9 protein-coding genes are annotated in these 11,340 nt (G+C 67.4%); 4 read left to right on the top strand and 5 right to left on the bottom strand.

Annotated features, from left to right (window positions below; all coding sequences use genetic code 11):
- Nucleotides 1-10: 10 nt before the first annotated feature.
- From tssA to ACOJB8_RS29435, 5 genes are all read right to left on the bottom strand, one after another.
- Nucleotides 11-1,129 carry a type VI secretion system protein TssA gene (gene tssA, locus ACOJB8_RS29415; RefSeq protein WP_342946186.1) on the bottom strand — a complete coding sequence of 373 codons (1,119 nt, stop codon included), beginning with the start codon at nt 1,127-1,129 and terminating at the stop codon, nt 11-13.
- Nucleotides 1,126-5,067, bottom strand: coding sequence for a type VI secretion system protein (locus ACOJB8_RS29420; RefSeq protein ID WP_475015753.1), 3,942 nt, complete (start codon nt 5,065-5,067; stop codon nt 1,126-1,128). The genes tssA and ACOJB8_RS29420 overlap by 4 nt, the downstream gene beginning before the upstream one ends.
- Nucleotides 5,064-6,137: a DotU family type IV/VI secretion system protein gene (locus ACOJB8_RS29425; protein ID WP_475015754.1), complete on the bottom strand. Its 1,074-nt coding sequence runs from the start codon at nt 6,135-6,137 to the stop codon at nt 5,064-5,066. Before ACOJB8_RS29425 ends, ACOJB8_RS29420 begins: the two co-directional genes overlap by 4 nt.
- On the bottom strand, nt 6,130-7,497 hold the full coding sequence (gene tssK / locus ACOJB8_RS29430; protein ID WP_475015755.1) for a type VI secretion system baseplate subunit TssK: 1,368 nt from the start codon (nt 7,495-7,497) through the stop codon (nt 6,130-6,132). The genes ACOJB8_RS29425 and tssK overlap by 8 nt, the downstream gene beginning before the upstream one ends.
- An 88-nt stretch (nt 7,498-7,585) precedes the next feature.
- Nucleotides 7,586-8,080 (bottom strand): hypothetical protein, encoded by a 495-nt coding sequence (locus ACOJB8_RS29435; protein WP_083245548.1) that lies wholly within the window; start codon nt 8,078-8,080, stop codon nt 7,586-7,588.
- A gap of 67 nt (nt 8,081-8,147) precedes the next feature.
- On the opposite strand from ACOJB8_RS29435, the gene ACOJB8_RS29440 reads away from it, so the two are divergent.
- From ACOJB8_RS29440 to ACOJB8_RS29455, 4 genes are all read left to right on the top strand, one after another.
- The gene (locus ACOJB8_RS29440) at nt 8,148-8,393 is read left to right on the top strand and encodes a hypothetical protein (RefSeq protein ID WP_475015757.1); all 246 of its coding nucleotides are present in this window, start codon (nt 8,148-8,150) and stop codon (nt 8,391-8,393) included.
- Nucleotides 8,394-8,628: 235 nt separating this feature from the next.
- Nucleotides 8,629-9,204, top strand: coding sequence for a type VI secretion system contractile sheath small subunit (tssB, locus tag ACOJB8_RS29445; RefSeq protein ID WP_342946190.1), 576 nt, complete (start codon nt 8,629-8,631; stop codon nt 9,202-9,204).
- 21 nt (nt 9,205-9,225) lie between these two features.
- The gene (gene tssC / locus ACOJB8_RS29450) at nt 9,226-10,701 is read left to right on the top strand and encodes a type VI secretion system contractile sheath large subunit (protein WP_069267983.1); all 1,476 of its coding nucleotides are present in this window, start codon (nt 9,226-9,228) and stop codon (nt 10,699-10,701) included.
- Between the two features lie 131 nt (nt 10,702-10,832).
- On the top strand, nt 10,833-11,339 hold the full coding sequence (locus tag ACOJB8_RS29455) for an Hcp family type VI secretion system effector (RefSeq protein WP_069267982.1): 507 nt from the start codon (nt 10,833-10,835) through the stop codon (nt 11,337-11,339).
- Nucleotide 11,340: the final 1 nt, after the last annotated feature.

Raw genomic sequence — 11,340 nt, forward strand, 5'->3', positions numbered from 1 at the left:
CACGCCTCGCCTACTGCGTTTGTCCACTCTCTGGCAACAACCCAAGCGCCGCCCCCAGCGCCCTGCCACGCTCACCGGCCATCAACTCGGCGAGCAACTCGGGCAACGGTTTCCCGCCCCAATCAAGCGCCCGCTTGAGCATATAAGGCACAGGACTATGCGGCTCATAGCGCATGAGATAGTCCGCCACGATAGCGAGCAACCGATACGCCTCATCACGCGACTGCGGCGCATCCAGTCTCCTCGGCACAGCCGGCTCCGGCACCCCTACAGCCGCAGCAACCTGAATCATTGCAGGCTCGACCACCGCATTCTCCTGAATCGTTGCAACGTCAACCATTGGTACGTCCTCCCACTCGGGATGCGTCGTGAGCCAGTCGCGCAAGACGCTCTCCATGCGTTCCAGCGTTTCCAGCAGCACCCCGAACGACGGCGCCTCCGCGCCGAGCCGCTCGGTGCACCACGCATCGAGTCTCGCAATAGGCCCACGCGCCGCGCGCAGCGCCTGCAACTGATCGCGCAACGCGGCAGGCTCCGCCGCATGCGCAGCCTGAGCCAACGCCTGCGCCACGCGTGCAGCCTCCTCGCGCTTCGCGGCCGGCACGTCTTTGCGGTCCTTCACCGCCACCGCATCGCGCTGCGCACCCTGCCAGCGCGCAAGCGTCAGCGCAGATCCATCCGGCCCCGCGCACAACGCGACCCGCCCACCCAGCAAGGTCGGAAACTGCTGGGCCACCCAGGCGAGCGGCGCGGCCCGAAAGCCCAAATCGCCATCGCGCGGCAACGGATGAATGTCGTCCCAATAGCGCACACACAATTCACTCAGCAAGACGAAGCAATCCGGCAAGGCAACACATCCGTATCGATGCAGCCAGCTCTCGCCCAGCCATGCAGCGAGCGTCAAATCCTTGCTACGGCGAGCGAGGAGGTCCTCGCAGCCCGCTTCCACGGCGGCCCAGTCCGCGACCTTGAGCGCGGTTTGCCAGATGCCCGCAGGCAATGCCGGATCGTCCTCGCGTCGCGCCGCCTTGATCGCGTCGAAGGCGGCGTCGTGCAGGAGCGAAACGCCGGCCGGCGCGCCCCCCGGTATCGGTTGAACGAGTGCTTCGATGTCGAATGCCGGGTTCATCCGCGCCCCGCTTGTGTGCTCGACGGATACGGTCCATAGGTGAACGCTGGGCTGCCGTATGCGCTGTAGCCCGGCGCCGCATACGGCAGGTCAGGCCACGCGAGCGCCGTTTTCGACGCGCCCGTCATGCCCACACGCATGAACATGCGCGCCGTTTGCGTGCCGCCGTTGCGGTCGCGCACCGGCACGCTCAGCACCATAGGCGCGTTGCCCGCGCCCGTGCCGGTATCGACGCCGTCGTCCGGCACCGCATGCAGGCGCACGAGGCGCAATAGCGACCACGTGTCGTTTGCCGCCCATGTGGCCGCTTCGCTGTCGACCGAGAGCGTCGGCTGCGACGCGTCCTGCATGGGCCGCCACGGGCCGTCTTTCGCCCAGCGCAGGCTCAGCGCGGCGGGCTGGCCCGGCGCCCAGCGCAGCGGCGTTCCCGCCGCGGCGGGCCAGGCGAGCGTCTGGCTGCCGCTCGCGAGCGACCACTGGATGACCTGGTCCGCACCGGCTTCGTCGGCGCGATCGATACGCCAATCCACCGCCACGTCCACACCCACGAGCGCCCCGTCAGCGCCGCGCGCCACCAGCGCGTCGAGCCAGGGCTTAGCGCGCGCGAGCTTCGCCAGAAACTGCTGCGCGCCCGCTTGCGGGCCGCCGCTCGCCACCGCGGCGCTCATGCCGCGTTGCGCATCCGCGAGCTTCGCGTCGAGCAGCGCCACGAAGGCCGCCGTCTGGCGCAGGTCGGCGGCCTGGGCGTTTGCATCCGCTGAGAACGGGAAGCGGCCGGCCAGGTAGCGCGCAAAATAGTTGCGCAACTGTTCGTAGGCCTCCCCGCCGGTGCCGATCTGCAGCCGGTAGCAGCGTTCGCGCGCCGACGAGACGAGCCGCATGCCCGCGCTCGCAACGATATCGCCCGAGCCCGGCACGTCCACCTGCGCGAGCGAAGCGCTGCAGGTGTCGAGGTCCATCTTGTCGAGCTGGTTGGAGATGATCGACGGCACCGCCACCAGTGCGCTCGCCGGGCTGCGCGCGCGGTATTGCGCGAGGTCCGCGAAGAGCGCCTTCCAGCGCGCCACGAGCCGAGCGTCCGCAGCGGAGAGCGGCGGATTCTGCGTGGTCAGCCAGTCGAGCGCGCTCGACGCTAACGTGGCCGTGTCCGCCACCGCACTCGACTGCGCGGCAAGGTAGGTTTGCAGCGCTTCGGGCGTAGCGGCGCCGAATGCGCGCATCGACCCGCCGGCGTTGCCGTTCCACGCCGAGAAGTCGCCGCGCAGCGGGCGGAACGGTTCGAGCGATTGCAACTGGACATCGGTCGAGCGCAGCACATCGAGCGCGGCATCGCTCACGCGCAGGGCGACGGCTTGCGCGAGATCGGCGCGGCCGAGCGAGTCGAACGCTTCCACGAGATCGGTCGCATTCTTGCGCAGCATGTCGAAGGACGCGCCCTGCGTCTGCGGCGCGTAGGCGACGTTGCGCGCGCCGCCGCCCGATGTTGCCGCTGTTGCAACGGGTGCCGACAGTGCGGCCACCATGCTGTGCACGGTCGCATTGCCCGCCGCGGCGAGCAGCGCGCCGCGCCACGCTTCGGGCGCCTGCGCAAGAAGCCCTGCGGAGTATTGCTTGTAGGCGGGCAGGATCGCCAGCGCGCGCTGCGCCGAGCCGGCATCCACGCCGCGAATTTCGGCCGTCGCGCTGCCTTCGCCCGCGACGAACGACTGGCCGAGCAGCGTGCGCAACGCGTCGCGCAGCGGCAGCAGGTCCGGCGCCAGTTGCAGCCCTGTGGTGGGATTGGAGGCCAGCACGCCAGGCAGGTTGCCGCTCGCGAGCCAGCGCGCCGCGAACGCGCTTTGTTCGCTCTGTTCGTGCTCCAGCACGCTCGCCACCGGCGTCGCGCCGATCAGGCGCAGCCCCTTTGCCGTGTCGAAGGTCGCCGTGAGCCCCGGCACGAGTTCCTGGCCATGTGTGCCCGCCCAGCCGTGGTCCGCGGTGTCGACCTGGGTTGCGAGCGTGTCGATGCGCGTGGCCAGTTCGGAGAGCGAGGCGGTGGTCGGCACGGCGCCGGGCGCCTTGAGATCGGCGAGCATGGCCTGGATTTGCGCGGCGTTCGTCGTGAGCGAGGAGTCCTGATAGATGTCGTCGAACCAGCGATCGAAGGTCTCCTCGAAGCACACGCTCGCCCGTGCGTGCGCGGCGCGCGCCTCGGTGCCGTCGAACGACAGTTCGCCGCCTTCCACTGCAGTCGCACGTATGGCGTCGTCCAGCCCCGCACGGTCGGCCACATGATCGGGGGAAAAGCTCACGCCCACCGCACCGCGCATGAGTTGAGCGAGCATCACGGTGTTGCCCGAATCGCGTTCCACTAGTTCGTTGTAGTTCGTGATCAGCCGCTCGGTCTGCGCCGCGTTCGTGACGAGCCGTGTGCCCTGCGTGTACTCGGGCAGGTCCTGGGGACGCCGCGCGGCGGCCACGAGGCTCGCGTTGTCGCCCGACTCGTTGGCGCCGTCGCAGTTCAGTTCTGCGAGACGGCTGACGAGCCGCGCGCGCAGCGGCGAGAACACGAGCCCGCTCAGCACGTGGTATTGCGCGTCGTCGAGCCGGCGGTACAGGCCGAAATACGACAGCGGCATGAACGGCGTGGCGAGCTGCCAGCGCGGCACCTTGACGAAGGCGTTCGCCGCGCTGCCCAGCGCGTTCGCCGCCGCCGTTTCGCTGCTGCTCGTGCCCGTTTCGTGCCAGGCGACGCTGGCGAGCGCGAGCGCGTCGTAACTGCTCGCGAGCAAGCGTGCGTCGCTGCGCACGTGCCAGGTGGCGACGCCCAGGCCCACGCACCAGCACACGCCCAACGCGATCGCTGCGAACGTGGCGACACGGTAGCGACGCATGCGCAGCGCCAGCACGCGCGGAATGGCGAGCGCGAGCCCCTGCCCCGGCATCAGCAAGTCGTGCCACAGGCGCGACGCGAAGGCCGGCGCCGCCGCGGCGCGCGCCTCTCTGCGCGCCGCGTTCGTGATGGCGGGCTCCTCGCGCTCCTGCGCCTGCGGCATCGCACCCACGCACCAGATGCCGCGCAGGAGCGGCGCGGTGCCGTCGGCTGCGCCGCGCAAGGTGGGCTCGATGTGCTCGCGCAACGGCTCGCGCAGGGTGTCGATGCGCTGCGGCAACAGGAAGACGTCGCCGTCCAGCGCGCCGTCGAGCGTGCCCATTTCGGTGACCGTCGCCGCGAGCGCGCGGCTCATGTCGGCGAAGGCTTCGTCCACCCACGCGGCTTCGAAGGCGCGCCGCGGCGCATACGGCGAGGCCCAGCCCAGCGGCGTTTCGATGCGTTCGCGGCGCAGCCTGGCCGCGAGCGCATCGAAGCCCGGCAGCGCGTCGCAGCCCGTCACCACCACGTAGAGCGGCAGCATCTGGCCCAGTTGACGCTGCAGCGCGAGCACCGTGCGCGAGGCTTCGAGCGCCGCGTCGGTGTCCGCGCGCGCGGTCCCGTTTTCGTCGATGAGCGTATCGAGCGCGATCACCCACACGAGCGCGTCGAGCGGCCGGCCCGGCCGGTTGCGCAGCAGACCGCGCAGCAAGCGCCCGCCGGTCGAGCCGCGCCGGCGTTCGGCGGCCGCACGCGCACCGAGCGACTCGCCTGGCTCTGCGATCAGAATGCCTTCGGCGTCGTGCCAAAGCCTGCCGAACCACGCCGGCTCGCCAACGGGCGTGAGGCGCCAGCTGAGCGCCAGCGCGTCGAGCGCCGCCGGTGCGCCCGTGGCCAGCACGCGCGGCACCGAGTATGGATCGTGCACGCCCATCGCGTTGTGCGCCGTGCGCATCATCGCGGAGAAGTTGCGCAGCGGCCTGCGTTCGTCGCGCCCGCGCAGCCAGCGCACGACGAGCACGGCCGCGAGCCCCGCGATCAACAGCGCGATGAGGACGATCAGGACGACTACGAGTGTGGTCGTCATGGCCGTGCTCCGCGTGGCGTGGCGTCCGGGCTGTCTTCGCTGTCTTCGCTGCCTTCGTCGGCGTTCTGCGCGCTCACCGTGACGATGCGCCGTGCGGCGAGTGCGAGCGTGGCGGGCGGCGTCATGGAGACCGTAGCCGCCGCGGGCATGTCCTGACTTTGCGGCATGGCAGCCTGAACGTCGCCTGGCGGAACCGCCGGACGCAGCCTGCGCACCGTCCGTGCGCGCGGCAGCACCATGCCCGTGGTACTCGTATGGCTCGCCTGCGCCGGACGCCCTTGCGCCAACGAGACCGTTTCGAACTGTTCGAGCGATGGCCGCACGGGCGCCGTCGCGTAGAGCCACAGCAACTGTGAGATACCGAGCAGCACCGCGAATCCGCCGCCCACGAATAGCGCGAGCCGTGCGCGGTCTGGAAACATCTGCGTGAGCGGACGGGTTTCGCGCGGCGCCAGCGCGGCGCGTTCGAGCGGCGCGCCAAGCCGGTCGGGCTCGGGGTCGCGTTGCATGGCGAACGCGAACAGCGCGTGGCGCAACTGGTCGTGACGCAAGGCGCCCGCCTCGCCGCGCAGGCGGCCACGAAAGCCTAGCGTGAGGCAGGCGAGATAGACGTTGGCGAGATCGCGCTGCGCCGGATCGCGCTGCGCAAGCAAGGTTTCGATGGCGGCCGGAATGCGCTCGCCCGCCGCACGCGTGCCGAAAATGCGCGCTTCGAGCGGATGCGTTTCCCATGCGCTCGCGCCATTCCACGCCGAAAACAGCAGCAATTCGTCGAGCAGCGCGACATAGGCGTACTGCGCGGCGGCGATGTCCGCTTCGGCCGCCGCGCCGGTCCAGGCCATCGCATCGCGCGCGAGCTTGCGTGTGGCGGACTGCAGTTGCGTGGCGAGCGCGTCGGCATCGCGCTGGGGATCGGCGGGCGTCTCTGCGCTCGCGGCATTCGCGGCGCTGGCTGCATTCGCCGCCTGCGCAACCGCGCGCAAGCGCGCGTTCTCCGCAAACGCGAACGCCACGACGAACGCGCGCATGAGCGGCAGGCGCTCGTCGGTCGGGTCGCTGGCATCAAGCATGATCGGCTCCCCCCTGGCGTGCGTCGTCGGCGGCGTCGCCCGTGGGCGTGAAGAGTTGCACCGCCCAGGGCGCGCGGCCCGGTACGGTCGTACGGATTTCGATGCACAACGGCTGCGCGCGGTCGAACCACGCATCCTCCATGGCCACCGCGAAGAGCGTCGTGTCGTCGCCCGTCGCGTAGGCCGCGCGCTCCTCGCGCGCGAGCCGCCGGCGCGCGAGGCCGCGCATGCGTTGGCGCGCGAGCGTGGGCACGTAGGGCCGCGACGCGACGACGGCATGATCGAGCCACACGCTCGCGTCGTGCTCGCCCGCGTCGGGCGGCATGCGCAAACCGATCACGAGTTCGCGCGCCACGTTGCGGCCACTTTCGAACGGCGGCGCAATCCAGAAACTGCCGCCTTCCTCGGTGAACGCGCGTACGCGATACCCCTGGCGGATTGTCGCGAGCGCTTCGTCCGCCCACGCGAGCAGCGGCTCGAACGACGCGAGCAGCGCCATGTAATCGAACGTCGCGAAGGCGGGCACGCCGCGCGCGGGACGCAGCGCCGCGAGCGCGCCTGTCATGCCCGCAACGGCGCGATACAGTTCGGCGGGATGCGCGATGCCGGTGACGAGCGTCGCCTCCACTTCGGGCAGGCGGCTCCAGAGCGCGCAAAGCTGGCGCTCGATCTGGGCCGAATCGTCGCGCTCTTCCGCGCGTTGCGCGGCCTGCAGACGTCCGGCCAGGAACACGCACTTTTCGCGCACGCGCAGCAGCAGCTGCATGACGCGTTGCCCGAGCACCGAGTCGGCGCGCACGAACGGACAAGGCGGCGCGTAGTCCGCAATGGCCACGCCGCCGCCCTGCTGCCTCACGCGCATGAGCGGCAGGCGGTCGAATTCGTGACGGCCGAGATCCGTCATGAGATGCAGCCGCGGCGTCCACGTCGTGATCGAAGCCGGCTCGCCACCCGAGACAAGATCGGGAACATCCGGACTCTCGCGCTGGGTGTAGCGCCCGGCCAGCGGGTCGAGCTGCCCGCCGCGATACAGCGGTGGTACCGCGAGATAGATCGTGACTTCCTCGTCCGGCGCGCTGAACGCGTGGCTTACGTCGATCTCCAGCACGGGATCGTGCGGCGTGTGGCGAATGGCGAGGCCGTCGGCCAGAATCGCCTCGAGCGCGCTGATGCGCACGAGCCCCTGGGCGAGCCCCGCGGCGTCGTGCTCCAGAGAGAGCACGCCCCAGTAATGCGCGCGCGCGGCGCCGGCGAGCAAGGCGGCGTGCCCCGCCGCGTGCAGCGCCTGGGTCTGGAAATGTTGCGGCAGCAAGGGCATGCCGTCGAACCAGCAGACCGGATCGGGAAACGAAGTTCGCATGATGTGTTTGCTTTCTATTGCTAAGCGTTTCGTCGTTCAGTGTCGCCGCGCCACTACATGACACCGTTGCGTCACACCGTTTGGCTGCTCAATGTGCGGCCTGCACGCTCAGATCCTGGTCGCCGAGCAGCAGCAGCGCGTGAGCGGGCCCCGTATCGAGCCTCACGCGGTGCGCGCCCGGTGTCTGGTAGTCGGCGAACACCACGACGCCTGCGCCCCGCTTGCCGCCAAACGGAAACGGCGCCGCCGCGATCTGTTGACCCGGCACGACTTCGAACGACACGACCGTGATGTCTTCGGGATGATCGCGGCGCCATTGATCGCGCTGCGCGAACCACTTCGCCGAAGGCAGGCCGAGCAACGCGTCGAGCAGTTGCTGATTGCGCACGAGCACGGCGTCCACGGCAATGGGCGTGTCCTGATTCGCCTGAGTGGAGACGGCAATGGCCAGGGTATCTACCTGTACCTTGGGCAGCGACGAACACGCCGCAAGCACCTGCGCGAGCGCGAACGCCAGCGCGGCGGCACGCCAGCCGCACGGCTTCGCGGCGCGCGACGCGCCGGCGAATAACGTGGTGATCACTGCGCAATCCCCATTGTGTGCGTCGCCTCTTGTCCGCGATGCCTCCTGCCCGCGCGCAGGATAGCTCATGCTAGTTCGTATTTCTAATCAAGGCGCATGTTCTGCAGCGCAAGCTGTTTCGCGCGTAGTCTACAAGCGCCCCACGCAAAATTGCAATAACGATTTTCTAATCGATCAATTCAAAAACAATGCGCAAATAAACTTGAAAGGAAATGAGTCTATGCGCCGTAAATATACTTTGAAATTCCGCGTTTACTGTCCTACAGTCGTGACCGTCTATCTTCACGACGTGCGCGACGAAGGACAAGGTTAAGCCGCACGCAGCGCGAACGCTTGACGCCGTGAATGCTCTCGTCTGACGAATCCGGGGCATGCTTTAGCTGTGCTTTTTCTGAAGGACCGGGAATACACCTGGCAATCGTTTAATTACGTTTTGCGGGGCATTGTCGTCTTAAAGAAAACGCATCATGAAAAGGCCAGATTGACGACAAACGTGCATCTCTCCCGTTACACAATGCAATAGAAGAACGACCGCCACCGAGGTGACCATGGCCGACAGTACCCAGCACTGGTTCGAACGGAACCGACCGCCGCGTGTCCAGATCACGTACGACGTCGAAACGGGCAATGCCATCGAAAAGCGTGAACTGCCGCTCGTCGTGGGCATCCTTGCCGACTTGTCCGGCAAGCCTGTCGAGCCGTTGCCGAAAATGACGGAGCGCCGCTTCGTCGACATCGACCGCGACAATTTCAACGACGTGATGAAGTCGATCGGGCCGCGCGTGACGCTGCAGGTCGACAATACGCTCGCTGCCGACAGCAGCAAGATCAACGTCGAGCTGAAGTTCGAGCATATCGACGACTTCGATCCTGTGAGCATCGTCCAGCAGATCGGCCCGCTCAAACAGCTCTACGACGCGCGGCTGCGCCTGCGCGACCTCCTCACCAAGCTCGACGGCAACGACGAACTGGACAAGCTGCTCCAGGAAGTGGTCCATGACCCGAAGGGGTTGAGCGAAATCCGCTCGGCCCACCCGCTGGACACGCCGACTGCGCAGCTGCCGCCGCCCGCGGGCGACGCCGCTGCACCCGCCAGCCCTTCCAGTGACACGCCGGCCAGCTAAGCCCAACGCGAGGAGACAATCATGTCCGATATACAGGCCGCCGCGACCGCGCAGGCGGGTACGGTCACGCTGCTCGACCGCATCGTGCACGAAGGACGCATGGCGCAATACGAGGAGCAGCAGCAGCACGCGCGCGAACTACTCGCCGAGTTCGCGCTGCAGGTGCTCGACAAGAACATGACCATCAGCCGCGACACGGTGGCGATGATCAACGATCACATCCGCAAGATCGACGAGCTGATCAGCGAGCAACTCAACGAGGTGCTGCATCACCCCGACATGCAGGCGCTGGAGTCGTCGTGGCGCGGACTGCATTTTCTGGTGAAGGGCTCCGAAACGGGCACGCGCCTGAAACTGCGCCTGTTGAACGCTTCGAAGAAAGACCTGCAAAACGATCTCGAGAAGGCCATCGACGTCGACACGAGCGCGCTCTTCAAGAAGATCTACGAAGAGGAATATGGCACGTTCGGCGGTTTTCCTTTCAGCGTGCTGGTGGGCGACTACTACTTCACGCGCCAGACGCCTGACGTGAGCCTGCTCGAAAAGCTCGCCTCCGTGGCCGCTGCCGCGCACGCGCCGTTCATTTCAGCGGCACACCCGCAGCTGTTCGACATGTCGAGCTTCACGGAGCTGGGCGTGCCGCGCGATCTCTCGAAGGTCTTCGAGACGATCGACATGGCCCGCTGGCGCGAATTCCGCAAGAGCGAAGACTCGCGCTATGTTGCGCTCACGCTCCCGCACATCCTGATGCGGCGTCCTTATCATCCGGACAGCAATCCGGTGGAGGGCATGAACTTCTTCGAAGATGTCGACGGCACCGACCACTCGAAGTACCTGTGGGGCAACTCCGCCTATGCCCTCGCGCAACGGATCACCAACGCGTTCGCGCAGTACAGCTGGTGCGCCGCGATTCGCGGCGTGGAAGGCGGCGGCGCGGTCGAGCGCCTGCCGGACCATATCTTTCAGACGGCTTCGGGCGACAAAGCCATGAAGTGCCCCACGGAAGTGGCGATCACCGACCGCCGCGAAAAGGAGCTCGATTCGCTCGGCTTCATTGCACTCGTGCACAAGAAGAACGAAGGGCTCGCGGTGTTCTTCGGCGGCCAGACTGCCTGCAAGCCGGCGCTCTACAACACGCCCGAGGCCACGGCGAACGCGCGCATTTCGGCCATGCTGCCGTATATCCTCGCGGCGTCGCGCTTTGCGCACTACATCAAGGCGATCATGCGCGACAAGGTCGGCAGTTTCATGACGCGCGATAACGTGCGCGCCTATCTCAACACGTGGATTGCCGACTACGTGCTCGTGAACGACAACGCGCCACAGGAAATCAAGGCCCAGTATCCGCTGCGCGAGGCGCGCGTGGACGTGACAGATGTGCCGGGCAAACCCGGCGCGTACCGCGCGACGGTATTCCTGAGGCCGCACTTCCAGCTCGAGGAACTCACTGCCTCGATCCGGCTCGTGGCGACGCTGCCGCCGCCGGCGGCCGCCTGATCCACCCGCAAAAAAGCGATTCGATGAACAGACGACGGCCAGGCGGCGCATGAGCGCCCCTGGTCCCTGAACGCGCCTGGCGCCGCGCACGCGGCCCGCGCGGTTCTTTACTGCTTCGGGAGCAGCAAACCATGGATTCGATCATTCTCGACCTCGGCAGCGACATCAAAGGCGAGTGCACGCTGGAAGGCTATACCGACAAGATCGAGTTGATGTCGTACAGCCACAACGTGGCGATGCAGGTCACCAACGACGTCAGCAACTCGGAGCGCACCTCGGGCAAGCCCCATCTCGGCGAATTCACCGTGACGAAGTTCGTCGACGTCGCCACGCCCACGCTCAACGAATACTGCTGCTCCGGCAAGGCCATTGCGAGCGCGACCATCGTGGTGGGCCGCAACGCCGCCGAAAGCGACGGCAAGATCATGCCGTTCATCACCTATACGCTGAACAATGTCGTGCTGAGCAACGTGAGCGTGTCGGGCGGCGCGGGTGGCAAGCCCGTGGAAACGCTCTCGCTGAACTTCACGAAGATCAAGTGGGAACTCACCGCGCAGAAGGACGACGCCACCAAGGAAGGCACCGCGGCCACGACGTGGGACCTGGCCGCGAACAAGGTCGTGAAGGCAGCAGCCTAGC

The sequence above is a fragment of the Paraburkholderia sp. BR10141 genome, assembly GCF_056155635.1.

Excerpts from the sequence above, each read along its gene's own strand:
- tssB (WP_342946190.1), top strand. The coding sequence starts at position 8,629 with ATGGCCGACAGTACCCAGCACTGGTTCGAACGGAACCGACCGCCGCGT.
- ACOJB8_RS29455 (WP_069267982.1), top strand. The coding sequence starts at position 10,833 with ATGGATTCGATCATTCTCGACCTCGGCAGCGACATCAAAGGCGAGTGC.
- ACOJB8_RS29425 (WP_475015754.1), bottom strand. The coding sequence starts at position 6,137 with ATGCTTGATGCCAGCGACCCGACCGACGAGCGCCTGCCGCTCATGCGC.
- tssA (WP_342946186.1), bottom strand. The coding sequence starts at position 1,129 with ATGAACCCGGCATTCGACATCGAAGCACTCGTTCAACCGATACCGGGG.
- tssK (WP_475015755.1), bottom strand. The coding sequence starts at position 7,497 with ATGCGAACTTCGTTTCCCGATCCGGTCTGCTGGTTCGACGGCATGCCC.
- ACOJB8_RS29440 (WP_475015757.1), top strand. The coding sequence starts at position 8,148 with ATGCTAGTTCGTATTTCTAATCAAGGCGCATGTTCTGCAGCGCAAGCT.
- tssC (WP_069267983.1), top strand. The coding sequence starts at position 9,226 with ATGTCCGATATACAGGCCGCCGCGACCGCGCAGGCGGGTACGGTCACG.
- ACOJB8_RS29420 (WP_475015753.1), bottom strand. The coding sequence starts at position 5,067 with ATGACGACCACACTCGTAGTCGTCCTGATCGTCCTCATCGCGCTGTTG.